The sequence below is a fragment of the Streptomyces sp. NPDC034103 genome (assembly GCF_055575395.1).
This window is the reverse complement of sequence record NZ_JBVISS010000020.1, coordinates 109995-135563: the sequence shown is the minus strand read 5'-3', so window position 1 is coordinate 135563 and position 25569 is coordinate 109995. Positions and strand designations below refer to the sequence as shown.

The window sequence follows — 25569 nt, the reverse complement described above, 5'->3', positions numbered from 1 at the left end:
ACGTCCCTTGTGCCTACTGGCCGTCCTGCTCGGCGTTGGCCTGCTGCTCGGCGACCGACTTGCGGACCTCGTCCATGTCCAGGTTCCGGGCCTGCCCGATGACATCCGCCAGCGCCGCCTCCGGCAGCGCGCCCGGCTGCGCGAACACCGCCACCCGGTCACGGACGATCATCAGCGTGGGAATCGACTGGATGCCGAAAGCGGCGGCCAGTTCCGGCTGCGCCTCGGTGTCGACCTTGCCGAAGACCAGGTCGGGGTTCTCCTCGGCGGCCTTGTCGTAGACGGGCGCGAACTGACGGCACGGCCCGCACCAGGACGCCCAGAAGTCGATCAGGACGAAGTCGTTGTCCGTGACCGTCTGGTCGAAGTTCTCCTTGGTGAGTTCCACGGTCTTGCTCATGGCGTGAATCCCTCTTCCTGATGTCGGGGCGAAGCCGTCGGAACAAACACGGCGGACCTAGTGGGTATTCCGCGCGCGTACCCATGTGGCCCGAGCGCACACCACCCACCAGACTGACCCCATGACGGAAACGGAATCCACTGTGTACAGCACCTACGACGTAGTGGTGCTCGGTGCCGGGCCCGTGGGGGAGAACGTCGCCGACCGCACCCGTGCGGCCGGTCTCTCCACCGCGGTCGTGGAGAGCGAGCTGGTCGGCGGTGAGTGCTCCTACTGGGCCTGTATGCCCAGCAAGGCCCTGCTGCGCCCGGTGATCGCCCAGGCCGACGCCCGACGCCTGCCCGGCCTCGCACCCGCTGTGCAAGGCCCCCTCGACGCGGCCGCGGTCCTCGCCCGCCGGGACGAGTTCACCTCCCACTGGAAGGACGACGGCCAGGTCCGGTGGATCGAGGGCGTCGGCGCCGACCTCTACCGCGGCCACGGCCGCCTCACCGGCCCCCGCACGGTCACCGTGGGCGACACGGTCCTCACCGCCCGGCACGCCGTCGCCGTCTGCACCGGCACCCGCGCCGTCCTGCCCGACCTGCCCGGACTCGACACCGTCAAGCCCTGGACCAGCAGGGAGGCCACCAGCGCCAAGGCCGCGCCCGGCCGCCTGGTCGTGGTCGGCGGCGGCGTGGTCGCCACCGAGATGGCCACCGCCTGGCAGGCCCTGGGCTCCCGGGTCACCCTCCTGGTCCGAGGCAAGGGCCTGCTCAACCGCATGGAGCCCTTCGTCGGCGAGCTGATCCACGAGGCCCTCAGCGAGGCGGGCGTTGACGTGCGCACCGGCACCGCGGTCGAGTCGGTGACCCGCGAGAACGGCGCCGTGGTGGTCGTCACCGACGCGGGGGAGCGTATCGAGGCCGACGAGATCCTCTTCGCCACCGGCCGCGCCCCGCGCACCGACGACATCGGTCTGGACACCGTCGGCATCGAACCCGGCTCCTGGCTGGAGGTCGACGACAGCCTCCGCGTGACCGGCAGCGACTGGCTCTACGCGGTCGGCGACGTCAACCACCGCGCCCTTCTCACCCACCAGGGCAAGTACCAGGCCCGGATCGCGGGCGCCGCCATCGCCGCCCGCGCTTCCGGCACCCCCCTGCTGGAGACCGACGCCTGGGGCGCGCACGCCGCGACCGCCGACCACTCGGCGGTTCCCCAGGTCGTCTTCACCGACCCGGAGGCCGCCTCTGTCGGTCTCTCTCTGGCGGAGGCCGAACAGGCCGGCCACCGGGTCCGCGCGGTCGACTACGACCTCGCGAACGTGGCCGGCGCGAGCCTGTACGGCGACGGCTACCGCGGGCGCGCCCGCATGGTGGTCGACCTGGAGCGCGAGATCCTCCTCGGGGTCACGTTCGTCGGCCCGGGGGTGGGGGAGCTCATCCACTCCGCCACCGTCGCCGTCGCGGGCGAGGTCCCGATCAGCAGGCTCTGGCACGCCGTGCCGTCCTATCCGACGATCAGCGAGGTCTGGCTGCGGCTGCTGGAGAGCTACCGGGACAACTGACGCACGCGGGCACGAGGAGCTCGGGGTGGTTCCTCGTGCCACGGGTCCTTCTCGGACGCCGGCAGCGGGCAGCGGGCCGCGGCAGGGCACGGTCCGGGCGCGGCGCCGTCACGAGACGCGGCCGCCGGGGGAGACAGGGAAGGCGCCGGTGCCGGCGCCTTCGCCTCACTGCCCGGGCAGCTCGAAGCCCAGGGACTCGGCGGCCCGCTCCGGCGTCGGCTGCGCCCAGCGCTCCGCCATCGCCTGACTCGACGACAGGGACCGCGGCTCCGCCCGGTCGAGGTAGAGCGTCCCGTCGAGATGGTCGGTCTCGTGCTGCACGATCCGCGCCGGCCAGCCGGCGAACACCTCGTCCACTTCTCGCCCGTGCTCGTCCTCGCCCCGCAGCCGCACCTCGGCGTGCCGGGCCACGACCGCCTGCCAGCCCGGCACACTCAGACAGCCCTCGAAGAACGCGGCACGCGCGGCACCCACGGGCTCGTACACCGGATTGACCAGCACCCGGAACGGCAGCGGCACCCGGCCGCGCGCCAGCCGGATCTCCTCCGGCACCGGCGCCGGGTCCTCGATCACCGCGATCCGCAAGGGGACACCGACCTGCGGCGCGGCCAGACCCACGCCGGGTGCCGCGTGCATGGTGACGCGCAGTGCCTCGACGAACCGGGCCAGCAGCGCCGCGTCCAGCTGTCCCTCGAACGGCTCGGTGCCGCGCCGCAGCACCGGCTCGCCGGCCGCGACGATCGGCAGCGGTCCCCCGGCCGCCAGGAGTTCCTCGACCAGTTCCGCAAGGGGCGTGTGATGACGGGGAGTTGCCATCGCGTCAGGATGCCATGCACCCCACTCCGCCCCTGTGTGACGCAGGCCACTTCCGACGCCGGGAACTCGGCGGCCTCCTCGCCCGACTACTGGACCGGTACCGCCGAGAACCGTCCCCTGCCCCGGAGAAGAACCGCCGATGACCTCCGCTCTCACGACGACCACGGACGAGGCCCCGAAAGCCGTCGATCCGAAGCCGTCACGCAGCAGTTGGGCGCCCCTGCGCCCGCTGGTGCTGCGCCTGCACTTCTACGCCGGGCTGTTCGTCGCGCCGTTCCTGCTCGTGGCCGCCTGCACCGGACTGCTGTACGCCGCCTCCTTCCAGGCCGAGAAGATCCTCTACGCCGACGAGATGACCGTCTCGGAGGTCGGCGACGCCAAGCTGCCCATCTCCCAGCAGGTCGACGCCGCCCGCGAGGCCCACCCCGAGGGCACCGTCGCCGCGGTCCGCCCCTCCCCGCAGGCCGACGCGACCACCCGGGTCCTGCTCTCCGGCGTCGAGGGCGTCGACGCCGACCACACCCTCGCCGTCTTCGTCGACCCCTACACCGCCAAGGTGGAGGGCGCCCTGGAGCAGTACGGCTCCACCGGCGCGCTGCCGCTGCGCACCTGGATCTCGGAACTGCACCGCAACCTGCACCTCGGTGAGACCGGACGCCTCTACAGCGAGTTCGCCGCGAGCTGGCTGTGGGTGATAGCGAGCGCCGGCCTGGTGCTGTGGTTCACCCGCCGCCGGGCCCGGCGCAAGCTGCGCGGCACCAGCGGGCGGCGCCGCACCCTCGGCCTGCACGGCGGGGTCGGCGCGTGGGCCGCCGCCGGGTTCCTCTTCCTGTCGGTGACGGGTCTGACCTGGTCCACCTACGCCGGTGCCAACATCGACGTCCTGCGCAGCGAGCTGGGCCAGTCCACCCCCTCGGTCTCCGCGGCCGCGGGCGGCGACCACTCCGGGCACGGCGCGTCCGCATCGGCCGGGGACGCCGAGCACGGCGTCGGCCTCGACAAGGTGCTCGCGGCGGCCCGGGCCGAGGGGCTCGGCGACCCGGTCGAGATCGTCCCGCCCGCGGACGCCTCGTCGACGTACGTCGTGAAGCAGGTGCAGCGCAGCTGGCCGGAGAAGCAGGACTCGGTGGCGATCGACCCCACCACCGGGGAGGTCACCGACGTGCTGCGGTTCGCCGACTACCCGGTCCTCGCCAAGCTGACCCGCTGGGGCATCGACCTGCACACCGGCACCCTCTTCGGGCTGGTCAACCAGATCGCCCTGATGCTGCTCGCGCTCTCCCTGATCCTGCTGATCGTGTGGGGCTACCGGATGTGGTGGCAGCGCGGCCGCGGCTCCGCCTTCGGCCGCCCGATCCCGCGCGGGGCCTGGCAGAAGGTACCGGCGCGGATCCTGCTGCCGTGCGTGGCGGCCGTCGCCGCCCTCGGCTACTACGTCCCGCTGCTCGGCATCCCGCTGGCCGCGTTCCTCGTCCTGGACGTGGTCCTCGGGGAGATCGACCACCGCAGGGGCAAGCGCTCCGCCGCGGCGGCCTGACCGTACGACGGCGCGGGGGCCCGGTTCCGTCACGGAACCGGGCCCCTGTCGTGGTGCTCAGCGCTCGTCGAGGTCGAAGTCACCCGCGAGTGCGGAGGCGAGGCGCAGGTGCGGCTCGGCCTCCTCGCCGCGGCCCTGCCGTTCCAGGGTGCGGCCCAGCATCAGACGCGCGTACTGCTCGACCGGGTCGCGCTCCACGATGAGGCGCAACTGGGTCTCGGCGCGCCGCAGTTGGGCCGAGTGGTAGTAGGAGCGCGCCAGCAGCAGCCGCGGCCCGGTCTGCTCCGGCACCTCCTCGACCAGCCCGTCCAGGACACGCGCCGCGGCGGTGTAGTCCTTGGCGTCGAAGAACATCAGCGCGCGCTCCCAGCGCTCCGCCGGCGTTCCGTGGTCGTAGTACGTCGTCTCCACTCGTGACCTCCTTCGACGCCGTCAACGGGGAAGGGTTGTTCAATATTCCACTACTCGGTGGAGGGTGTGGTGGTGGCGGCCGCCGAGTCGGTGAGGGCGGCCAGTTCGGCGTCGGCCCGCTCGGTGATCAGGGTCAGTACCCGTCCGGCCGTGGCCAGGTCCTCCGCCGGGATGTCGGCGTAGACGCGGGCGGTGAGGGGGGCGGCCTCGGTGGTCGTCCGGTCGTACAGCTCGCGCCCGGCCCGCGTCATCCGGATCAGGGACGGCTCCTCGGGGGCCAGGAGCCCCGCGGAGATCAACTCGTCGACCCCAGCGTGCGCCTCGGCGGCGTCGATCTTCAACGAGCCGACCACGCTGCCCACGAGCGCGTCCCGCCCGATCGGGCCGTCGGCGACGGCGACCGGGCGGAGGGTGACGGACTGCTGGAACGTCACCCCGTGGCGGGCCAGCACCTGTTCGAGAACCGCGCGGGCGGCGTAGTGGGCCAGGGCTATGGTCCGGGGGTTGAGCAGGGGTGCGGTGGTGGTGGTCATGGCTGCTCCTAGTCGGACTCGCCGGCGTCGGCGAGCGGGTCGAGAGGTGCGTCGAGCAGGGTCGCGAGTTCGCGGCTGAACTCCCGGGTGCGGGGGCTGTCGAGACCGCCGAGCGGTGCCAGCAACTGCTCCAGCAGTCCCTGGACGACCTGGATGGCCCGCCGGGTCGAGACGCGGCCCTCCTCGGTGAGGGCCAGCTGCACGGCGCGGGGGTCGCGCGGATCCCGGGTGCGCTCCAGAAGGCCCGCGGTCTCCAGTGAGCGGGCCAGCTTGGAGACGTAGAGCGGCTCGAGTCCGGTGTGGTCGGCGAGGCGGCGCTGGCTGGGGCGCGCGCCCTCGCGCTGCATGCCGTACAGGGACGCCACCAGCGAGTACTGCGCGTGGGTGAGGCCCAGCGGGGCCAGTGCGCGGTCCACCGCGGTGCGCCATTTCATCGACAGCCGCCACACCAGGAAACCGGGTGTCGCCTTCTCGGAACCGTTGCTCATGACAGATACGGTACATAGCTATTATGTACATGGCTACTATATTCCGGCTCCTCGCGACGGCCATGGGGACGGACTGACGGGATCTCGTCGGCGGGGCTAGGTTGGGCGCCATGAGCAATCTTGATCGCGAGCCGGCTCCCGCCCTGTGCGGCGGCCGCGGCTTCGTGGTGGCCGAACCCGTGCGCGAACTCCTCAGCCCCCGCACCGTCAGGCTCGGCGAAGCCACCGAGGTCCGCCGGCTGCTGCCCAACCTGGGGCGCCGCATGGTCGGCGCCTGGTGCTTCGTCGACCACTACGGCCCCGACGACATCGCCGACGAGCCCGGCATGCAGGTGCCGCCGCATCCGCACATGGGCCTGCAGACGGTCAGCTGGCTGCACCAGGGCGAGGTGCTGCACCGCGACTCGACCGGCAGCCTCCAGACCATCCGCCCGCGCGAGCTGGGCCTGATGACCTCCGGGCGGGCCATCAGCCACTCCGAGGAGAGCCCGAAGTCGCACGCCCGCTTCCTGCACGGCGCCCAGCTGTGGGTCGCCCTTCCCGACAGCCACCGTCACACCGACCCGCGCTTCGAGCACCACGCCGAGCTGCCCCTCGTCACCGCGCCAGGTGTGACCGCCACGCTGATCCTCGGCCACCTCGACGGAGCGACCTCGCCCGGCACGACGTACACCCCGATCGTCGGCGCCGACCTGACCCTCACCGACGGCGCGGACGTACGTCTCCCCCTGGAGCCGGACTTCGAGTACGCCGTGCTGTCCATGTCCGGCGAGGCCCATGTGGACGGCGTCCCGGTCCTGCCCGGCTCCATGCTCTACCTCGGCTGCGGCCGCACCGAACTCCCGCTGCGCGCCGCGTCGGACGCCTCGCTGATGCTCCTGGGCGGTGAGCCCTTCGAGGAGGAACTGATCATGTTCTGGAACTGGATCGGGCGGTCCCAGGAGGAGATCGAGCAGGCCCGTAGCGACTGGATGACCGGAAGCCGCTTCGGTGAGGTGAAGGGCTACGGCGGCGCGCCCCTGCCGGCTCCGGAGCTGCCGCCGTTGCCCCTGAAGCCGCGGGGTCGGACGCGCTAGACCGTACGTCTAGACTCTGGACCACTGGTCCAGATACCCTGGTCGCCGGGAATGCGAGCGGGGAGGGTGCGGCATGCCGTCCGGACCGGATCTGGAAGCGGAGCGGGACGCGATCGTCGCCGCGTTGACGCCTGTCGTGGACGGGCTGGTGGCGACGTTCGGCCCCGTGTGCGAGGTGGTCCTGCATGACTACCGGGACCCCGAGAACTCCGTCGTCGCCCTCGCCGGCTCGGTGACCGGGCGCGCGGTCGGCGGGGCGATGAGCGAGATCGGCCTGCGGATCGTCGCACGCGGGGACGGGGCGGCCGACGAGCTCAACTACCTCACGCGCACCGGGACCGGGAAGACGGTCAAGTCCTCCACGATGGTGCTGCGGGACTCCACGGGCGCGGTCTTCGGCGCCCTGTGCGTCAACCTCGACGTCACCGCCGCGAGCGAGGCGCACGCCCTGCTCGGCGCCCTGGCCGGGATCGCCGCCGCCCCCGCCGAACTGCCCGTGACCACCTTCGGCGACGACATCGACTCGGTCGTCGATGTCATCCTCGACACGCACCGCCACCAGCCGTGGGGCGCCCTCGACCGCGCCGGGCGCCTGGAACTGTTCCGCAGCCTCGACGACCGCGGCGTCTTCGCCGTGCGCCGAGCCGTCGAACAGGTCGCCGCCCGCCTCGGCATCTCCCGCGCCTCCGCCTACCACTACCTCTCCCGGTCCCGCGCCACGACCGAGGGCTCGAACGCGCCCACCGGCTCGGACACCCCCCTGGACGGGACCGCGGTCGCGGACGCCCACGCCGAGTGAGAACCGCCGAACGCGGGCGCCCGTGCCGACCACCGAGGCACGCATCCGATGCCGACTCCCGACGGAGGAACCCCAGTGACCACCTCGCCCCCGCCCGTCACCCTCGACGACGTCCGCGACGCGGCCCAGCGGCTCAAGGGGGTCGCGCACCGCACCCCCGTGCTCCGCTCCCGCACCCTCGACGCCCGCGTCGGTGCCGAGGTGCTCCTGAAGTGCGAGAACTTCCAGCGCATGGGCGCCTTCAAGTTCCGCGGGGCCTACCACGCGGCCTCCCGGCTGACTCCCGGGCAACTGACCCGGGGCATCGTCGCGTACTCCTCCGGCAACCATGCCCAGGCCGTCGCCCTGGCCGCCCGTGAACTCGGCAGCACCGCGGTGATCGTCATGCCCGAGGACGCCCCGCGCTCCAAGCGGGAGGCCACCGCCGGTTACGGCGCCGAGATCGTGACGTACGACCGCTACACCGGCGACCGCGTGGCGCTCGCCGAAGCCCTGGCCGCCGAGCGGGGGCTCGCCGTCATCCCGCCCTACGAGCATCCGCACGTCATGGCGGGACAGGGCACCGCCGCGCTTGAACTCCTGGAGGACGTCGGTGAGTTGGACGCGCTGCTGACGCCCGTGGGCGGTGGCGGGCTGATCGCCGGGAGTGCCACGGTCGCCAAGGGGCTGTACCCCGGCATCCGGATCGTCGGGGTCGAGCCCGAGGCCGGGGACGACACCAAGCGGTCCTTGGAGGCCGGTCGGCGCGTCACCGTCCCCGTGCCGCGCACCATCGCCGACGGCCAGGCACTGCCCACGCCCGGTGAGCTGACGTTCTCCGTGAACCGGCGGCTCGTCGACGCGATCGCGCTGGTCACCGACGACGAGATCCGGGACGCGATGCGGTTCGCCTTCGAGCACCTGAAGATCGTCGTCGAGCCGAGCGGTGCCACCCCGCTGGCGGCCTTGCTGTCCGGCCGGGTGGGGGAGCTGTCGGGGCGGGTCGGAGTGATCGTCTCCGGCGGCAACATCGACGCCGCGCGCTTCGCCGAGCTCTGCGGGGAGCGCCCCTGAGCCAGGGGTCCGTCGAATGGCGGTGCCGGGTGGCCGGGCGGACGATGGAGTGGTAAGGGCCGACCGCTGACGGTGGTGCACAGGACCACCGGGAGGTCCGGCCCCGGTCGCGGTCGGCGCGGCCGGAAGGGAGTGCGTCATGCTGGAAGTGAAGACGCTCGACAAGCCGGACGAGCGGCGCGATTTCCCTCGCGGCCACCTGGAAGCCGTCCACATGACGGACCTCGACTTCGCCGTGGGAACGATGGAGCCGGGCTGGCGCTGGTCCGAGTCCGTGGGCCCGCTCGCGGGCACCGACAGCTGCCAGATGCACCACAACGGCTACATCCTGCAAGGTCGTATGCACATCCGCATGGACGACGGCGGCGAGGCCGAGGTGGGACCGGGTGACGTCTTCGTCGCCTCGCCCGGACATGACGCCTGGGTGGTGGGGGACGAGCAGGTCATCCTCTACGACTTCCAGGGACAGACGGCGAGGGAGTTCGCCAAGCCCGACTGACCGCTTGCCACTTGGGCCTGCTCGGCTGCGGCCGGATCGGTCGACGTCACCGCGTCCATACGCCGGCGCGGCACCGTTCAGATCGGCAGCAGCCGTCCCACCAGCGCGCCCAGCTGCCGGACGTTGCGGCACTCGTACATCTCCACGAGGCCGGCGTACTCCGGCGCCGCGGAGTCCCCGGTGCCCCACTGGGTGCGCTGCTCGGGGTTCAACCAGTAGACACGGCGGGCCCGTTCGGAGATCTGCCGGACGGCCGCGAGGTTCGGGTCGCTCATGTTCGTACGGGCGTCGCCGAGGACGAACACGGTGGTGCGCGGGCCGACCGCGTCGGCGTAGCGCTCCGCGAACTCGCCCAGCGCGACGCCGTAGTCGCTGCTGCCGTGCCAGCCCGTGAGCTCCGCCTGCGACTGGATGCGGGCGCCGAGTCCGGCCGCGTCGGCGGTACCGTGCACCAGCAGCCGGGACACCTCGTCGACGCGGTTGACGAAGGCGAACACGCGGACCTTGCTGAACTGGTCGTGCAGCGCCTGCACCAGCAGCATCGTGAAGTCGGAGAAACCGGACACCGAGCCCGACACATCGCACAGCAGCACCAGTTCGGGCCGGACGGGACGGCGCCTGCGGAGCACCGGCCGCATCGGCACCCCGCCGGTCGACAACGAGCCGCGCAGGGTCCGCCGTAGATCGATCGTGCCCCGGGTGGCGCGGCGGCGACGGGCCGCCAGCCGGGTGGCCAGCTTGCGGGCCAGCGGCTGAACCGTCCTGCGCAGCTCGGCCAGTTGGTCCCTGCCCGCGAACAGGAAGTCCACCCGGTCGGCCGTCGGCGCCACCGCGCGCCGGGCGATCTCGTCCCGGCCGCGCCGTTCGGCGACCCGGCGCCGCGCCTCACCGGCCACCAGGGCGCGGAAGGTCTCGATCCGGCGGCGGATCTCGTCGTCCAGCAGCCGGTCCGCGAACCCCGAACTCCCGCCCTGCGCGCGGACGTCGGCGCGGACCCGGGCGAGCAGCGTCTGCGGGCGGACGCGGTCGAGGGTCTGGTACGACGACCAGCCGTCCGACGCCGGGGAGGCACCGTAGCCGCCGAAGCCGTCGACGGCCTCGACCGCCAACCGGGCCAGCAGCGCCTCGTCGCCCGCGGCCAGGGCCGCCGCGAGCCGGTCCCGCAGGTCGTCGCGGTCGGCGGGGCCGGCCTCGGGTGCGCCGACGGCGCGGGGGAAGTACAGGTCGAAGACCGGGTCGAACACCGGCCGTTGGGCGGTGCCGTGCAGCAGCGTCGCCGCCAGGCCCTCGCGCAGCAGCTCCCGGTCCGCGAGACCGAGAACCTCCACCGCCTGGGCCGCGTCCAGGGTCTCGCCGGTGCCGACACGGATGCCGTGGGCGCGCAGCGCGGCGACGAGCGAGGTGAGCCGCTCGGCGACCGACGTGCTCACAGGGCGTCCAGGTCGAGTTTCGCGGCCGCCTTGAGGATGTCGTCCTGGTGCTTGAGGAGCACCCCCAGGGTGTCGCGCACCACGCTCTCGTCGAGGGTGTCGGCGCCGAGCGCGAGGAGGGTGTGCGCCCAGTCGACGGTCTCCGCGACCGAGGGGACCTTGCGCAGGTCCATCGCGCGCAACGCGCCCACCACCCGGACCACCGACGCGGCGAGCGCGGCGTCGAGCCCGGGCACCTTCAGCGCGACGATCCGGCGCTCCAACTCCTCCTCGGGGAAGCCGATGTGGAGGAACAGGCAGCGGCGGCGCAGGGCCTCGGACAGCTCGCGGCTGGCGTTGGAGGTGAGGACGACGAACGGACGGCGGGTGGCGGTGATCGTGCCGAGTTCGGGCACCGTGACCTGGAAGTCGCTCAGCACCTCAAGGAGCAGGCCCTCCACCTCGACGTCGGCCTTGTCGGTCTCGTCGATCAGCAGGACCTTCGGGTCGTCGCCCCGGATGGCCGTCAGCAGCGGGCGGGGGAGCAGGAACTCCTCGCTGAAGATGTCGGTGCGCGTCTCGTCCCATGTCTCGTCGCGGCCCGCGCTGATGCGCAGCAGTTGCTTGGCGTGGTTCCACTCGTACAGCGCCCGCGACTCGTCGACACCCTCGTAGCACTGAAGGCGCACCAGCTCGGCCCCGGCGACCTGCGCGACGGCCTTGGCGAGCTCCGTCTTGCCGACCCCGGCGGGGCCCTCCACCAGGAGCGGCTTGCCGAGCCGGGCGGCCAGGAAGACGGTCGTGGCGACGGCGGGCGAGGCGAGGTATCCGGTCGCGGCCAGGCGCGCGGAGACGTCGTCGACGGAAGTGAACAACAGTGCCTCCAGGCGGCGGTATCGGCGAGGACAGTCGACCTATCTAAGCGCTTGTTCAGCATCCCTGTCACCCCTGATTCCGACGCGTTCCGGGACGTAAGAGACCTCGTTCGGGGAGTCACGATGAGTTGCGGGGCGCCCGGCGGTCATAGTGGCGAACCCGGCACCGAGGAGGACCCGCATGCGCAGCGTGACCTATTCGATGAGCATCTCGCTCGACGGCTACATCGTCGGACCGGACGGCGGCTTCGACTGGGGAGGCCCCGACGACGAGGTCTTCCGGTCCCACATCGACGAGACCCGCGGCGTCGGCGTCTACCTGCTGGGGCGACGGCTGTACGAGACGATGCTGTACTGGGAGAACGCCGAGCAGGACCCCTCGCTCGACGAGGCGCAGCTCGAGTGGGCCGCGCTCTGGAACGGGCTGCCCAAGGTGGTGTTCTCCACCACGCTCTCCGAGGTGCGCGGCAACGCCCGCCTGGCGTCCGGCAGCCTCGCGGAGGAGATCGAGCGGCTGCGAGCCGAGCCGGGGGAGGGCGACATCGCGGTCGGCGGGGCCACCCTCGCCGCCCAGGCGGCCGCGGCGGACCTGATCGACGAGTACCGGCCGAGGATCTACCCCGTGCTGGTCGGCGGCGGCATCCCGTTCTTCCCCGGGGGCGAACGCCGGGTGGACCTCGAACGCGTCGAGACCCGGGCCTTCCGTTCGAGGGTGGTCTACCTCCGCTACCGCGTGGCGCGCCCCTCCGCGTCCTGAGAACGACAGGGGCGGCCGCTGGAACGGCCGCCCCTCCTCGCACATCCCGCTTGTCGGGCCGCTCGTCAGGCCATTCGTCAGGAGGCGAGCGCCACCGCGTCCGTCGCCGGGGTCCGCAGCACCTTCCGTGCCGTCGCCAGGCTCGTCCCCAGCGTCACCGCGGCGGCCACCGACACCACCGCGAGCCAGACGCCGAAGGCCTGATCCGGCAGCACGGCATCGGTGCGGACCACGGTGAACGGGACGACGCCCGCCAGCGCGGCCACGGTCCCGAGGAACACCCCGGTGACCGTCAGGACCAGCGTCTCGGCCCCGACCACCCCGAGCACCTGGCCCGGCGTCGCCCCGGCTAGCCGCTGCTGCCCGAACTCCCGGCTGCGATAACTGGTCGCCGCGTACAGCGAGTTGACCAGCATCACGCACACGAACACCACGATGATCCCGACGACCGTGAAGTTCAGCGTCTCCAGGTTCTTGGCATCCACCGACTTCACCAGTCCCGAGGCCTCGACGGCGTCGCTCTCCACGGTCTGCACGGTGAGCGTCACCGTCGACACCGCCGTGAACAGGATCAGCGACATCAGGATCCCGGCGAGTTCCCCGGCCCGCTCCCGCAGGTTGCGCACGGCCAGCCACCCCGCCGCTCCCGACAGCCGCAGCCGGTCGAGCACCCCCTGAAGCAACCGCGGCGCCAGCAGCGCGAACCCCACCGACAGCAGGATCGCCCCGTACGCCGGCGGTGCCATCAGCGCCTCGTCCGTGGCGGAGAAGGCGAAAGTGGAGCACGCCGACACGGCACCGGCCACCAGAGCGGCGTACGTCAGGAACCGCCGCGCCCGGTCGCCTCGTCGCCGAGCGCCACGCGTCACCCGCCGCAGCGCGAGGAACGCGGCGCCCACCGACGCCGACAGCGTGATGGCGAGACCCGACACCAGCGCGATCGGGCCGAAGACGTGATCGACCGTGTCCGCCACCTGGCCGCTGTCGTGGAACACCCCCAGCAGCGCCCGCCCGCCGAGCACCGCCGGGCCGACGGCCAGCACCACACCGGCCAGCGCGACGGCCAGCGCCTCACCGACGACCATCCGCCTGAGCTGCGCCGGGGTCGCCCCCGAGCAGCGCAGCAGCTCCAGTTCGCCGGCGCGCCGGCGCACGTTCACCGTGAGGGTGGAGGCCACGGCGAAGAACACCAGCAACGAGCCGTACCCGCCGACCACGCTCGCCGCCGTCGTCAGCGTGCCCGCGCTCACCGAGTCGACGCCGCTCCGCCCGGCCGTGTCGTGCAGCGAGTTGAACGTCATGATGATCGCCGCGCCCAGGAAGGCCGACAGCAGCGTCGCGAGGAACCGTCCGGGCCGTCGCCGGATCGACCGCAGGGCCAGTACGAGCATCGCTCACACCCCCGCTGTCAGGTCGTCGCCGAGGTGGGCGAGGCGTTCGGCGACCGCGTCCGCGGTGGGCGCGGTCATCCCGCCGGCCAGCCGGCCGTCGGCGAGGAACAGCACCGAGTCGGCGTAGGCGGCGGCCACCGGGTCGTGCGTCACCATCACCACGGTCCGCCCGTGCACCCGCACCGCCTCCTGGAGCAGCCGCAGCACATCGCGGGCGCTGCGGGTGTCCAGGGCGCCCGTCGGTTCGTCCGCGAAGATCACCCGCGGCTCGGTGACCAGGGCGCGGGCGATCGCCACCCGCTGGCGCTGACCGCCGGACAGCTGGTCGGGACGGTGGCCGAGCCGGTCACCGAGACCGACCTGGGCGAGGACCTCCCGGGCCCGCCCCCGGTCGACGCGCTGCCCGGCGAGCTTCAGCGGCAGCACCGTGTTCTGCGCGACGGTGAGCGTCTCCAGCAGGTTGTACTGCTGGAACACGAACCCGATCCGGCCCCGCCGGAACCTCGTCAACTCGGCCTCACCGCCACCGGTCAGCTCGGTACCGTCCACGGCGACGATCCCGCTGTCGGGCCGGTCGAGCCCGGCCGCGCACTGCAGCAACGTCGACTTGCCGGAGCCCGACGGCCCCATGACCGCCGTGAAGGTGGCGCGGGGCAGGCTGAACGTCACCCCGTCCAGGGCGGTCACCGCGCTGTCGGCGCTGCCGTAGGTCTTGGAGACCTTCACCAGCCGCAGTGCCTCGGCGGCGGGGCCCGTGTCGTGCGTACGTCGCGAACGGGTGCGAAACACCGTCATCACCTCTTCGTCGGCACTCCCTGTGCCCTGACAGCGAAGGTACGGAGACGGCGGGGCGAGCACATGGGGCCCAGAGCCCGTATCGGCAGGTGTACCCAACGACACCCCGTACGGGTCACCCCAACGCGCCACCCCCCGCGGCGGCCGGTGCAATGGAGTCGTGACCGCCCCACCGGACGACTGCCTCGCACGCAACGAGTGGATCTGCGGCGCGTACCTGAGCACCCGCCGGCACATCCTGTGGGACGCGGTCCTCCAACATCTGCAACTGACCTCGCTCTCGGTGCTCATCGGCCTCGTCATCGCCCTGCCGCTCGCCGTGCTGGCGCGCCGCTGGGGCTGGGCGGCCGGACCGGTCCTCGCCCTCACGACGGTCCTCTACACGATCCCGTCGCTCGCGATGTTCTCCCTGCTCCTGCCCGTGTACGGGCTCTCCGCGGCCCTGGTCGTCGCCGGACTCGTCCTGTACTCGCTCACCCTGCTGGTGCGCAACATCCTCGCCGGGCTGCGGGCCGTCCCCGAGGACACCCGGCAGGCCGCCCGCGGCATGGGCTACGGCCCCGTCCGCCTGCTGCTCACCGTCGAACTGCCCCTCGCCCTGCCCGCCGCGATGGCCGGCCTGCGCATCGCCACGGTCTCCGCGGTGTCCCTGGTGACGGTCGGCGCGATCGTCGGCTTCGGCGGACTCGGCAACCTCATCTACGCGGGCATGAACACCTACTTCAAGGCGCAGGTCCTCACGGCCTCCGTGCTGTGCGTCGTGATCGCCGTGGTGGCCGACGTACTGCTCCTGGGCGTACAGCGGCTGCTCACCCCGTGGACGAGGGCGGGCCGCGGATGACGCCCCTCACCGACGCCTGGGACTGGCTCGCCGACCCCGCCCACTGGGCGGGCGACGACGGCATCTGGCACCGGCTGCTCCAGCACCTCCTCCTCACCGTCGTCTGCCTGGTCGTCAGCTGCCTGATCGCCCTCCCCGTGGCGCTCGTCCTCGGCCACCTGGGCAAGGGCGGCGCCCTGGCGGTCAACATCTCCAACGTCGGCCGGGCGGTCCCCACCTTCGCGGTCCTGGTCCTGCTGCTGCTCACCCCGGTCGGGGACTGGGGGGAGGGCCCGACGATCGTCGCCCTGGTGCTGTTCGCCGTACCGCCGCTGCTCACCAACGCCTACGTCGGCGTGCGCGAGGTGGACCGCGGCGTCGTCCAGGCGGCCCGGGGCATGGGGATGACCGGGCGGCAGACGCTGCTCCGCGTGGAACTGCCGCTGGCGCTGCCCCTGGTGCTCAACGGGGTGCGGATCGCCGCCGTCCAGCTCGTCGCGACCGCGACCATCGCCGCGCTCGCGGGCGGCGGCGGACTGGGCCGGATCATCACGGCCGGCTTCAACCTCGCCAGTACGCCCCAGGTGGTGGCCGGAGCGGTGCTCGTCGCCGCGTTCGCGCTGCTCGTCGAGGGTGTCTTCGAGATCGCCGAGCGGCTGGCGCCCCACTGGGCGAGGGGCACGCGATGAGGCGACGCCTGGGTGTGCTCCTCGCGCTGCTGCTGACGGGATGTGCGACGGGTCCGTCCCTGGAGAACCAGGGCGCGGTCACCGCGGCGCCCGGCGACAGCCACCAACTGACCGTCGGATCAGCCGGGTTCACCGAGAGCGACCTGCTCGCCCAGATGTACGCGCTGCTGCTGGACCAGGCCGGCTACCAGACCTCTCTGCTCACGGTCGCCAACCGCGAACTGTACGAACCGGCCCTGGAGTCCGGCCAGATCGACGTTGTGCCCGAGTACGCGGCGACCTTCGCCGACTGGCTCAACGCCAAGACCGCCGGAGCCGGCGCGCCCCCGGTCGGCTCACCCGACCTCGACGCCACGATGAAGGCGCTGCGCCGACTGGCCACCCCGCGCGGCCTCACGGTGCTGGACCCGGGCCGAGCCGTCGACCAGAACGCCTTCGCGGTGAGCGCCTCCTACGCCCGCGAGCACGACCTGAAGACCCTCAGCGACCTGGGCGCCTCCGGCCTGAAGGTGCGGCTCGCCGCGGGCGACGAGTGCGTTCGACGTCCATACTGCGCACCGGGGTTGAGGAAGACCTACGGCATCGACATCACCGGCGTCGACCCCAAGGGGGTCGGCACCACCCAGGCCAAGCGGGCGGTCCAGAGCGGCCGCGACCAGATGGTGCTGACCACCACCACCGACGCCACCTTGAGCGACTTCGGCCTGGTCATCCTGGCCGACGACAAGCACCTTCAGAACGCCGACTACGTCGTCCCCGTCGTCAACCGCTCCCGCGCCGGCGGTGAGGGGGTCACCAAGGCGCTCGGCAGGCTCAACGACGTCCTGACGACGGCCGACCTGGCGTCGATGAACCAACAGGTCGACAGCTGGCGCCGGTTGGCGAAGGACGTGGCGCGGACCTATCTGGAGGACAAGGACCTGCTGACGTGAGGCGGGCGTTGTCAGTGGGGGGTTGTAGGTTCCGGGCATGGGGATCTACCTGACGAGCGTCGGTGCCGAGGAGTGGTTCGACGAGGGGGAGGACGTCGACGAGGAGGAGGACGCCGGGTTCGGCGCCATCGCCTCGGGGCTGAACGAGGAGCTGCGGCGGCGCGGGCTGCCGCCGTACGAGTCGGTGCCCCCGGAGAGCGACGACCTCGCCTTCTCGGAGAAGCTCAGCCCCTCCATGGACGGCTTCGTCGCGCTGTGCGGCACGCACCTGACGCGCGAGGAGGAGGAACGGCTGTGCGACTGGTCGGTGCTGGTGCCGATCTCGCTCGACGAGGAGATACGCCTGCCGATCGGCTCCGCCTACACGGACGAGACCGTGATCGCGGGAGCGCCCCAGGTACTCGCCCTCGCCCAGCGGCTGGCCTGGGCGATCGGGCTGCCGCCCGTGCTGCCGGTGGAGAGCCCGCATCTGGGTCTGACCCGATGGCTGCTCGACGGCTCGGCGCAAGAGACCGCCGCCACCCGGCCCGGCCCGTGGGCCGACGACCTGGACGCGGCGTTCTACGTGGGGCTCCATCTGCGCGCCGCCCAGTACTCCCTGCGCCACGGCTGCCCCATCGTCTACAGCTGACGTGACGGCCGGGCGGGCGAGGGGTAGGGCGTCCGGCGGGCCTACGCGTCCGCCACGGATTCGAACCGCACCTGATCCCGAGGCACCCCCAGCGCGTCCGCGTCCACCGAGCGCCGTAGTGCCTCGTGGGGCTTCGCCGGGGTCAGGACGCCCAGGAACCGGGCGCCGTCCAGTACCGCGACCCAGCCCGCGTCGTGCTGGAGCATCACACCGAAGGCCTGCTTCAGGGGCGCGCCCACCGGCACCCAGGCGTTCATCCGGTGGGTGTGGTCGCCGACCGTGCCGCCCGCGCCGAGGTCGTCCACGCCGACCCAGCCGTGGAGTTCGCCGGCGTCGTCCAGGACCACCGCCCAGCGCGCCCCGTCCGCACCGAGCCGCTCCGCCGCGGCGCTGGCCGCCTCGTCCAGGCGGGCCAGCGGCGGCTGCTCCAGGTCGTCGGCCTCGATGTCGGTGACCGACAGCCGCTTCAGCCCACGGTCGGCGCCGACGAACTCGGCCACATACGGCGTCGCGGGTGCCCCCAGGACCGTCCCGGGCGTGTCGAACTGCTCGATCCGCCCCTGCCCGTACACGGCGATGCGGTCACCCAGCCGCACCGCCTCCTCGATGTCGTGCGTGACCAGCAGCACCGTCTTGCGCACCGCGGCCTGCATCCGCAGGAACTCGTCCTGCAACTGCTCGCGCACCACCGGGTCGACCGCCCCGAACGGCTCGTCCATCAGCAGCACCGGCGGATCGGCGGCCAGCGCCCGGGCCACGCCGACCCGCTGGCGCTGCCCGCCGGACAACTGGTCGGGATAGCGCGGCCCGTACCGCTTCGGGTCCAGGCCCACCAGGTCGAGCAGTTCGGCCGCGCGCGCCCGGGCCTTCGCCTTCTTCCAGCCCACCAGCGCCGGCACGGTCGCCGTGTTGTCGAGGATCGTGCGGTGCGGGAAGAGCCCGACCTGCTGGATGACGTAACCGATCCGCCGTCGCAGCCGCACCGGGTCGACGTCCGCGATGTCGTCGCCGTTGACGAGGATCCGCCCCGAGGTCGGCTCGATCAGCCGGTTGACCATCATCATGGTGGTCGTCTTGCCGCAGCCGGAGGGGCCCACGAGTGTGACGAGCTCGCCCTCGGACACCTCGAAACTCAGCTCGTCCACGGCCCTCGTACCGTCCGGATACCGCTTGCTGACCTGCTCGAACCGGATCATGTCCACACGCTAACGGCGTGTGCCGCACGGCGCCTTCCCACGAGGTCCCCCTGGCCGGCCAGTGCCGCGCCTGGGCGAACGGTGCCGGTGGTGCCGGTGGTGCCGACGGTGCCGGAGTGGCCTCGGCCGCCCCCGTCGGCGACCGCACCGCCGTCGAGGGCCTCACGGTCGAGCACCGCACGAACCCGCTCGGCGTCGACGCGCGGCGCCCGAGGTTCGGCCGGTGCACCGCGTCCAGGATCAGCGCGTGGTCGAGGACGGACCGCGAGCCAGGCGATCGGCCACCGCTCCCGCCAACAGCACCGCGACCCCGCGCATCCCCATCGACGCCCCGTGTCGAGGGGGTGGGTACGCGGGCTTCACGGACGGCGTCACGACCTACCGACTGCCCTGCGGGAGCTGTGAGTTGGCCTCCGCGCTCGGCTGAGGGCCCACCAGGACCACCTCCAGGGTGCGCGGACCGTGCACCCCCTCGACCCGGTCCAGCTCGATGTCGCTGGTCGCCGAAGGACCGGAGATCCATGTCAACGGGCGGGCCGGGTCGAGACGTTCGAGCGCCTGAGGGACGGAGGAGACGACCTGCTCCGGGACCCGTACGACACAGATGTGGTGGTCGGGCACGAGGGTGATACGGCGGCGGCCCTGGTCGGGCGAGCCGTCGAGCACGATCGTGCCGGTCTCCGCGATCGCCACCGCGCACGCCGTGACCACGCTGTCGACCCGGTCCAGTTCGTGCGGGGTGCTCTCCGCCCGGTCCGGCACCTGGTCGGCCTCCGCCTCGGCGAGCCACGACGGCTCCAGGCCCGGCGGCACGAGTACCGTCCTCGCACCCCGGGCGGCCAGCATCCCGGCGATCGTCGGGGCGAGGTCGCCGGCGGTGCAGCGGTGCACGATCGCCCGGTAGTCGGCGAGGTTCTCGGCCAGCAGGTCGGTGGTCTCCTCGACGCTGCGGTCGCCGTGCTCCCGCAGATAGGCGCGCTCGATCGGGGCGTCCTCGCCGGGCACGTCGGCCAGCGCGCGCCGCACCCGGCCCAGAATCCGTTCCCTGCTGCTCACTTGGCGCCGTCCTTTCCGCCGTTGGTGCGCTGCCACCAGTCCCGGAACGGCTCCGCCGGCAGCGGCGGCAGGTCCCGGGTGCCGCTCCACGCCTTTCCCGGCCCCGGCAGCCTGCGCGGATGCAGCCGCCGGGTGCGCGAGGCGAGCCGCTGGCCGGCGCGCAGGGCGCCGGGGCGGGCTAACGCCCAGCCGGCCGCCCGCATGGCCGCACGCTCGGCGGCGTGCCCCTTGGCCGGCTTGAGCACGACCTTGTTGCCCTCCCGGGTCACCGGCCCGCCCTCCACGACCCGCTCGCGCAGGTGCACCAGCACCTCGGGGATGTCGATGGCGACCGGGCACACCTCGTAGCAGGCCCCGCACAGGGAGGACGCGTACGGCAGGGAGGCGTCGATCTCGCTTGCCGTGCCCCGGAGTTGGGGGCTGAGGATGGCGCCGATCGGGCCCGGGTAGACCGAGCCGTAGGCGTGGCCGCCGGCCCGCTCGTAGACCGGGCAGACGTTCAGGCACGCCGAGCAGCGGATGCAGCGCAGGGCCTGGCGGCCGACCTCGTCGGCGAGGGTGTCGGTGCGGCCGTTGTCGAGCAGGACCAGGTGGAAGGCGCGCGGTCCGTCCTCGTCCGTGGTGCCGGTCCAGGTGGACGTGTAGGGGTTCATGCGCTCGGCCGTCGAGGACCGGGGGAGCGTCTGGAGGAAGACCTCCAGGTCCCGCCAGGTCGGCAGGATCTTCTCGATGCCGACGACGGAGATCAGGGTCTCGGGCAGGGTCAGGCACATCCGCCCGTTGCCCTCGGACTCCACGACCACCAGGGTGCCGGTCTCGGCGATCATGAAGTTGGCGCCGGAGACGCCGACCTTGGCGCGCAGGAACTTCTCGCGCAGGTGCAGGCGCGCGGCCTCGGCCAGTTCGGCGGGGGTGTCCGTCAGCCCCTCGGGGGCGGGGCGGCCCCACTCGCTCATCTCCCGCTCGAAGATGTCCCGGATCTCGCCCCGGTTGCGGTGGATCGCCGGGACCAGGATGTGCGAGGGCCGGTCCTTGCCCAACTGCACGATGAGTTCGGCGAGATCGGTCTCGTAGGCGCGGATCCCCGCCTCCTCCAGCGCCTCGTTGAGCCCGATCTCCTGCGTGGCCATCGACTTGACCTTGACGACCTCCGACTCGCCCGTCCGTCTGACCAGTTCGGTCACGATCCGGTTGGCCTCGTCGGCGTCGGCGGCCCAGTGGACGGTGCCGCCCGCCGCCGTCACCGACTCCTCCAACCGCACGAGATAACGGTCGAGATGACGGAGTGTGTGGTCCTTGATCCGCTTGCCCGCCTCGCGCAGCTCCGCCCAGTCGGAGACCTCGGCGACGGCCTTCTCGCGCTTGGCGCGGATGGTGTGCGTGGCGTGGCGCAGATTCCCGCGCAGGGTCTCGTTGGCCACCGCCTCGTGCGCGGCCTTCGGGAAGGCCGGCATCCCTACGAACGTCCCGCTCATACGGCCGGTTCCTCCTCCGTGCTCGCCAGGATCTCCGCGATGTGCACCGGCCGCATGCCGGTGCTCAGCCGGGCCATCGTGCCGCCGATGTGCATCAGGCAGGAGTTGTCGGCGGCGCACAGCACCTCGGCGCCGGTCGACTCGGCGTTGCGCACCTTGTCCGCGCCCATCGCCGCGGAGACATCGGCGTTCTTCAGGGCGAAGGTGCCGCCGAACCCGCAGCACTCCTCCGCCCCCGGCAGCTCCACCAGTTCCAGCCCCTTGACGGCCCGCAGCAGCCGCAGCGGCCGCTCGCCGAGTCCCAGACCGCGCAGTCCGTGACAGGTCGGGTGGTAGGTCACCTTGTGCGGGTAGCAGGCGCCGACGTCCGTGACCCCGAGGACGTCCACCAGGAACTCGGTCAGCTCGTACGTCTTCGGGACCACGGGCGCCAGCGTGGCCGCGAGGCCGTCCCCCCGCCCCTCGGCCCGGGCCCGCTCGCCCATCCGCGGATACAGCTCCCGCACCATCGCCCCGCACGACCCGGACGGCGTGACGATCGCCTCGTACTCCCCGAAGACATCGGAGAAATGCCGGGCCATCGGCTCGGCCTCATGGCGGTAGCCGGTGTTGTAGTGCGCCTGTCCGCAGCAGGTCTGGGCCATCGGGAAGTCGACCTCCACGCCCAGCCTGGTCAGCAGTTTCACCACAGCGCGCCCGGTGTCCGGATAGAGCGTGTCGTTCACACAGGTCAGGAACAGGGCGACACGCATCGCGGCTCCTTGCGTTCGATCATCGGATGGGTGTGGGGGCCCTCCCCCACGCGTTCAGCGTAGTGGGGGAGTAGTGGGGCGGCGCGGAGCGGGGGAGACCCCGCTCACCGGACGGCGAGCCGGGCCTCCGCCTCGCGCCACGGCGCGGTGTCTCCCTGGGGTTCGTACCGGGTCAACGGCTGGGTACGGGTGAGGAGCCCGCGCGCGCCGGCCAGGTCACCGGCGAGCCCGTGCGTCCGGGCCTGGACCAGGACGTTCCCGAGGGCCGCCGCCTCCGTCGGGCCCGCCACCACCGGCAGCCCGCAGGCGTCGGCGGTCAGCTGGCACAGCAGCGCGTTGCGGGTGCCGCCCCCGACGACGTACACGACGTCGACGGGACGGTCGGCGAGCCGTCGCGCGTCGGCGACGGCCCTGCGGTGGGCGAGGGCCAGCGAGTCGAGGATGCACCGCGTGATCTCGCCGGGCGATACGGGCACCGGCTGCCCCGAGGTGCGGCACGCCTCGGCGATCCGCTCCGGCATCCGCCCCGGGGCGAGGAACGCCGCGTCCCCCGCGTCCACCACCGACCGCAACGCCGGCGCCTTCGCCGCGTCCCGCAGCAGCGTCCCCAACTCCGGTTCGCCCCAGGCCCGTACGCACTCCTGGAGCAGCCACAGCCCCATGATGTTGCGCAGGTACCGGACCGTGCCGTCCAGCCCCAGCTCATTGGTGAAGTTGGCCGCCCGGCTCTCCTCCGTCAGCACCGGCGCGTCCAGTTCCAGACCGGCCAGCGACCAGGTGCCGGTGCAGATGTACGCGAACCGCTCACCGGGGGCGGCGGGCACGGCGGCCACCGCGGACGCCGTGTCGTGCGAACCGACCGCCGTCACCGGCACGGGCCCGGTGAGCCCGGTCTCCTCCAGCACCTCCGGCCGCAGCACACCGGCCGGATCACCGGGCTGCCGCAGCGGCGCGAAGAGGTCCAGGTCGATCCCGAGCCGCGCGGCGATGTCGTACGACCACGCGCGCGTGCGGGGATCGATGAGCTGGGTCGTCGAGGCGTTGGTGAGCTCGGTGCCCTGCTCGCCGGTGAGCCAGTACGTCAGGAGGTCGGGGATGAGCAACAGCCTCCGGGCATGCGCCAGTTGCGCCGACGAGCGGGCCGCGGTGAGCTGGTACAGGGTGTTGAAGGGCGCGTACTGCAACCCCGTGGCCCCGTACAGCTCCTCGGCGGGCACGGTCGCCCACACCTTCTCGGCGACGCCCTCGGTGCGGGCGTCCCGGTAGTGCACCGGGTTGCCGAGCAGCGCCCCGTCCGCGTCGAGGAGGCCGTAGTCCACGGCCCAGCTGTCGATGCCGACCGAGTCGATCTGCCCGGCCGCGCGCAGGCCCTCCAGGACACCGGCGTACAGCGAGAGGATGTCCCAGCGCAGTCCCTCGGGGGTGCGCACCGGCCGGTTGGCGAAGCGGTGCGCCTCGGTCAGCTCCAGGCTGTCCGGCCCGACGCGGCCGACCATGACACGTCCGCTGGACGCGCCGAGGTCGACCGCGGCGTACGTTTTCACGCCCGTCACCGCAGGAAGGCGGCCGCGACGCCGGCGTCGACCGGGATGTGCAGACCGGTGGTGTGGGTCAACTCCCCGCCGGTCAGGGCGAAGACGGCGTTGGCCACGTGGTCGGGCAGCACCTCGCGCTTGAGGATGGTCCGCTGCGCGTAGAACTCGCCCAGCTTCTCCTCCTCCACCCCGTACACGGCGGCGCGCTGGGCACCCCAGCCGGCCGCGAAGATCCCCGAGCCGCGCACCACACCGTCCGGGTTGACCCCGTTGACGCGGATGCCGTGCTCCCCGAGTTCGGCGGCGAGCAGGCGGACCTGGTGGGCCTGGTCGGCCTTGGTCGCGGAGTAGGCGATGTTGTTGGGGCCCGCGAACACGGCGTTCTTGGAGGCGATGTAGACGACGTCGCCGCCCAGCCCCTGCGCGATCATCACCCGGGCGGCCTCGCGCGAGACGAGGAAGGAGCCCCGGGCCATGATGTCGTGCTGGAGGTCCCAGTCCTTGGCGGAGGTCTCAAGGAGCGGCTTGGAGATGGAGATTCCCGCGTTGTTCACGACGAGGTCCACCCCGCCGAAGGCGAGCAGGGCGGCCTTGAAGGCCTCGGCGATCTGCTCCTCGGACGTGACGTCCACGGTCACCGCGACGGCCTTGTCGGGGCCGCCGAGCTCCTCGGCGACCGCGGCGGCGTTGTCGCCGTTGAGGTCGGCGACCACGACACAGGCGCCCTCGGCGACGAGCCGGTGCGCGATCGCCTTGCCGATCCCGCTGCCCGCACCCGTGACCAGCGCGACCCGCGTGGCGAGCGGCTTGGGCTTCGGCATCCGCTGGAGCTTGGCCTCCTCCAGGGACCAGTACTCGATGCGGAACTTCTCGGACTCCTCGATCGGCGCGTAGGTGGAGACGGCCTCCGCCCCGCGCATCACGTTGATGGCGTTGACGTAGAACTCGCCGGCCACCCGCGCGGTCTGCTTGTCCTTGCCGAAGGAGAACATGCCCACGCCCGGGATCAGCACGATCGCCGGGTCGGCGCCGCGCATCGCGGGGGAGTCGGGCAGCGCGTGCCGCCGGTAGTAGGCGGCGTACTCCTCGCGGTACGCGGCGTGCAGCTCCTTCAGCCGGGCGACGGCCTCCTCCAGCGGCGCGGCCGGCGGCAGGTCCAGGACGAGCGGCGCGACCTTGGTGCGCAGGAAGTGGTCGGGGCAGGAGGTGCCGAGCGTGGCGAGCCGGGGGTGCTCGGCGGCGGCCAGGAAGTCGAGTACGACCTCGGAGTCGGTGAAGTGGCCGACCTGCGGCTTGTCCTGGGAGGCGAGGGCGCGGACATGCGGCGCGAGCGCGGCGGCCCGTTCCCTGCGCTCGGCCTCGGGCAGGGCGCCGTACCCCTCGAGGGCGGGCCCGAAGGGCTCGGCCTTGCCGCGCTCCTGAAGGAACCGCTCGGCGGTGCGGATGATGTGCAGCGAGTTGCGCTCGCACTCCTCGGCGGTGTCGCCCCAGGCGGTGATCCCGTGACCGCCGAGCACACACCCGATGGCCCGCGGGTTCGCGGCCTTGATGGCGGCGATGTCCAGTCCCAGCTGGAACCCCGGGCGGCGCCACGGCACCCAGGCGACCGTGTCCCCGAAACACTCGGCGGTCAGCTTCTCCCCGTCCGCGGCGCAGGCGAGCGCGATCCCGGAGTCCGGGTGCAGATGGTCCACGTGCGCGGCCTCGACCAGCCCGTGCATGGCGGTGTCGATGGAGGGCGCCGCGCCCCCCTTGCCGTGCAGGCAGTAGTCGAACGCGGCGACCATCTCGTCCTCGCGCTCGACACCGGGGTAGACGTCGACGAGCGCCCGCATCCGGTCCAGCCGCAGCACGGCCAGCCCGCTCTCGGTCAGGGTGCCCAGGTCACCCCCGGACCCCTTGACCCACATCAACTCCACCTCACCCCCGGTGACGGGATCGGTGTCGACACCCTTCGCGGACGCGTTGCCCCCGGCGTAGTTGGTGTTACGAGGATCGGAGCCCAGCCGGTGGGACCGGGCGAGGAGAGCGGCGGCTTCGGGATGGATGGCCATGATCTTGCAGTCCTTCTTGGAGAGAGGGCGAGTGCACTAAC

Annotated in this window: 26 protein-coding genes; 11 read left to right on the top strand and 15 right to left on the bottom strand. The window is 72.5% G+C overall.

Features of this window, described 5'->3' with window-relative positions:
* Positions 1–13: 13 nt before the first annotated feature.
* Positions 14–400, bottom strand: a complete 387-nt coding sequence (gene trxA, locus ACZ56U_RS36015; RefSeq protein ID WP_469088141.1) for a thioredoxin — start codon at positions 398–400, stop codon at positions 14–16.
* Positions 401–521: 121 nt separating this feature from the next.
* Between trxA and ACZ56U_RS36010 the strand changes: the two genes are divergently transcribed.
* Positions 522–1949: a dihydrolipoyl dehydrogenase family protein gene (locus ACZ56U_RS36010; RefSeq protein ID WP_469088140.1), complete on the top strand. Its 1428-nt coding sequence runs from the start codon at positions 522–524 to the stop codon at positions 1947–1949.
* A gap of 165 nt (positions 1950–2114) precedes the next feature.
* Here the strand turns inward: ACZ56U_RS36010 and ACZ56U_RS36005 are convergent, their stop codons facing one another.
* Positions 2115–2765 carry a peptide deformylase gene (locus ACZ56U_RS36005; protein ID WP_469088139.1) on the bottom strand — a complete coding sequence of 217 codons (651 nt, stop codon included), beginning with the start codon at positions 2763–2765 and terminating at the stop codon, positions 2115–2117.
* A gap of 139 nt (positions 2766–2904) precedes the next feature.
* Between ACZ56U_RS36005 and ACZ56U_RS36000 the strand changes: the two genes are divergently transcribed.
* Positions 2905–4302: a PepSY-associated TM helix domain-containing protein gene (locus tag ACZ56U_RS36000; RefSeq protein WP_469088138.1), complete on the top strand. Its 1398-nt coding sequence runs from the start codon at positions 2905–2907 to the stop codon at positions 4300–4302.
* Positions 4303–4359: 57 nt separating this feature from the next.
* On the opposite strand, the gene ACZ56U_RS35995 is transcribed toward ACZ56U_RS36000, so the two are convergent.
* From ACZ56U_RS35995 to ACZ56U_RS35985, 3 genes are read right to left on the bottom strand one after another with little or no spacing between them, the layout of a single operon-like run.
* The gene (locus tag ACZ56U_RS35995; RefSeq protein WP_398835214.1) at positions 4360–4713 is read right to left on the bottom strand and encodes a tetratricopeptide repeat protein; all 354 of its coding nucleotides are present in this window, start codon (positions 4711–4713) and stop codon (positions 4360–4362) included.
* Between the two features lie 50 nt (positions 4714–4763).
* Positions 4764–5246, bottom strand: coding sequence for a MarR family transcriptional regulator (locus tag ACZ56U_RS35990; RefSeq protein ID WP_469088137.1), 483 nt, complete (start codon positions 5244–5246; stop codon positions 4764–4766).
* A gap of 8 nt (positions 5247–5254) precedes the next feature.
* Complete coding sequence (locus ACZ56U_RS35985) at positions 5255–5734, bottom strand: MarR family winged helix-turn-helix transcriptional regulator (RefSeq protein ID WP_469088136.1); 480 nt, start codon at positions 5732–5734, stop codon at positions 5255–5257.
* A 110-nt stretch (positions 5735–5844) separates the two neighbouring features.
* Between ACZ56U_RS35985 and ACZ56U_RS35980 the strand changes: the two genes are divergently transcribed.
* The 4 genes from ACZ56U_RS35980 (at position 5845) to ACZ56U_RS35965 (ending at position 9161) form a co-directional block, all read left to right on the top strand.
* Entirely contained in the window at positions 5845–6810 is a 966-nt protein-coding gene (locus tag ACZ56U_RS35980) for a pirin family protein (RefSeq protein WP_469088135.1), read from the top strand.
* Between the two features lie 73 nt (positions 6811–6883).
* On the top strand, positions 6884–7609 hold the full coding sequence (locus ACZ56U_RS35975; RefSeq protein ID WP_469088134.1) for a helix-turn-helix transcriptional regulator: 726 nt from the start codon (positions 6884–6886) through the stop codon (positions 7607–7609).
* 75 nt (positions 7610–7684) lie between these two features.
* Positions 7685–8662 carry a pyridoxal-phosphate dependent enzyme gene (locus ACZ56U_RS35970; protein WP_469088133.1) on the top strand — a complete coding sequence of 326 codons (978 nt, stop codon included), beginning with the start codon at positions 7685–7687 and terminating at the stop codon, positions 8660–8662.
* 139 nt (positions 8663–8801) lie between these two features.
* Positions 8802–9161 carry a cupin domain-containing protein gene (locus ACZ56U_RS35965; protein WP_469088132.1) on the top strand — a complete coding sequence of 120 codons (360 nt, stop codon included), beginning with the start codon at positions 8802–8804 and terminating at the stop codon, positions 9159–9161.
* A 77-nt stretch (positions 9162–9238) separates the two neighbouring features.
* Here ACZ56U_RS35965 and ACZ56U_RS35960 read toward each other — a convergent pair whose 3' ends face one another.
* Both ACZ56U_RS35960 and ACZ56U_RS35955 read right to left on the bottom strand, forming a co-directional pair.
* A complete protein-coding gene (locus ACZ56U_RS35960; RefSeq protein ID WP_469088131.1) occupies positions 9239–10591 on the bottom strand; it encodes a vWA domain-containing protein in 1353 nt (450 codons plus the stop codon).
* Positions 10588–11445 carry an AAA family ATPase gene (locus ACZ56U_RS35955; RefSeq protein ID WP_469088130.1) on the bottom strand — a complete coding sequence of 286 codons (858 nt, stop codon included), beginning with the start codon at positions 11443–11445 and terminating at the stop codon, positions 10588–10590. Before ACZ56U_RS35955 ends, ACZ56U_RS35960 begins: the two co-directional genes overlap by 4 nt.
* A 181-nt stretch (positions 11446–11626) precedes the next feature.
* Between ACZ56U_RS35955 and ACZ56U_RS35950 the strand changes: the two genes are divergently transcribed.
* Complete coding sequence (locus tag ACZ56U_RS35950; RefSeq protein WP_469088129.1) at positions 11627–12202, top strand: dihydrofolate reductase family protein; 576 nt, start codon at positions 11627–11629, stop codon at positions 12200–12202.
* Between the two features lie 77 nt (positions 12203–12279).
* On the opposite strand, the gene ACZ56U_RS35945 is transcribed toward ACZ56U_RS35950, so the two are convergent.
* Positions 12280–13593, bottom strand: a complete 1314-nt coding sequence (locus tag ACZ56U_RS35945; RefSeq protein WP_469088128.1) for an FtsX-like permease family protein — start codon at positions 13591–13593, stop codon at positions 12280–12282.
* 3 nt (positions 13594–13596) lie between these two features.
* The gene (locus tag ACZ56U_RS35940) at positions 13597–14388 is read right to left on the bottom strand and encodes an ABC transporter ATP-binding protein (protein ID WP_469088127.1); all 792 of its coding nucleotides are present in this window, start codon (positions 14386–14388) and stop codon (positions 13597–13599) included.
* 160 nt (positions 14389–14548) lie between these two features.
* On the opposite strand from ACZ56U_RS35940, the gene ACZ56U_RS35935 reads away from it, so the two are divergent.
* From ACZ56U_RS35935 to ACZ56U_RS35920, 4 genes are read left to right on the top strand one after another with little or no spacing between them, the layout of a single operon-like run.
* Positions 14549–15229, top strand: a complete 681-nt coding sequence (locus ACZ56U_RS35935; RefSeq protein ID WP_469088126.1) for an ABC transporter permease — start codon at positions 14549–14551, stop codon at positions 15227–15229.
* The gene (locus ACZ56U_RS35930; protein ID WP_469088125.1) at positions 15226–15897 is read left to right on the top strand and encodes an ABC transporter permease; all 672 of its coding nucleotides are present in this window, start codon (positions 15226–15228) and stop codon (positions 15895–15897) included. Before ACZ56U_RS35935 ends, ACZ56U_RS35930 begins: the two co-directional genes overlap by 4 nt.
* The gene (locus ACZ56U_RS35925) at positions 15894–16829 is read left to right on the top strand and encodes an ABC transporter substrate-binding protein (RefSeq protein WP_469088124.1); all 936 of its coding nucleotides are present in this window, start codon (positions 15894–15896) and stop codon (positions 16827–16829) included. The genes ACZ56U_RS35930 and ACZ56U_RS35925 overlap by 4 nt, the downstream gene beginning before the upstream one ends.
* 37 nt (positions 16830–16866) lie before the next feature.
* Positions 16867–17460 carry a hypothetical protein gene (locus ACZ56U_RS35920; RefSeq protein ID WP_469088123.1) on the top strand — a complete coding sequence of 198 codons (594 nt, stop codon included), beginning with the start codon at positions 16867–16869 and terminating at the stop codon, positions 17458–17460.
* A 41-nt stretch (positions 17461–17501) separates the two neighbouring features.
* Here ACZ56U_RS35920 and ACZ56U_RS35915 read toward each other — a convergent pair whose 3' ends face one another.
* From ACZ56U_RS35915 to ACZ56U_RS35890, 6 genes are all read right to left on the bottom strand, one after another.
* Positions 17502–18656 (bottom strand): ABC transporter ATP-binding protein, encoded by a 1155-nt coding sequence (locus ACZ56U_RS35915; RefSeq protein ID WP_469088122.1) that lies wholly within the window; start codon positions 18654–18656, stop codon positions 17502–17504.
* A 378-nt stretch (positions 18657–19034) separates the two neighbouring features.
* Positions 19035–19712, bottom strand: a complete 678-nt coding sequence (locus ACZ56U_RS35910; protein WP_469088121.1) for a LutC/YkgG family protein — start codon at positions 19710–19712, stop codon at positions 19035–19037.
* Positions 19709–21187, bottom strand: coding sequence for a LutB/LldF family L-lactate oxidation iron-sulfur protein (locus tag ACZ56U_RS35905; protein ID WP_469088120.1), 1479 nt, complete (start codon positions 21185–21187; stop codon positions 19709–19711). The genes ACZ56U_RS35910 and ACZ56U_RS35905 overlap by 4 nt, the downstream gene beginning before the upstream one ends.
* Positions 21184–21939 carry a (Fe-S)-binding protein gene (locus ACZ56U_RS35900; RefSeq protein WP_469088119.1) on the bottom strand — a complete coding sequence of 252 codons (756 nt, stop codon included), beginning with the start codon at positions 21937–21939 and terminating at the stop codon, positions 21184–21186. The genes ACZ56U_RS35905 and ACZ56U_RS35900 overlap by 4 nt, the downstream gene beginning before the upstream one ends.
* A 104-nt stretch (positions 21940–22043) precedes the next feature.
* The gene (locus tag ACZ56U_RS35895) at positions 22044–23483 is read right to left on the bottom strand and encodes a rhamnulokinase (protein ID WP_469088118.1); all 1440 of its coding nucleotides are present in this window, start codon (positions 23481–23483) and stop codon (positions 22044–22046) included.
* Positions 23484–23488: 5 nt separating this feature from the next.
* On the bottom strand, positions 23489–25528 hold the full coding sequence (locus ACZ56U_RS35890) for a bifunctional aldolase/short-chain dehydrogenase (protein WP_469088117.1): 2040 nt from the start codon (positions 25526–25528) through the stop codon (positions 23489–23491).
* Positions 25529–25569 lie beyond the last annotated feature (41 nt).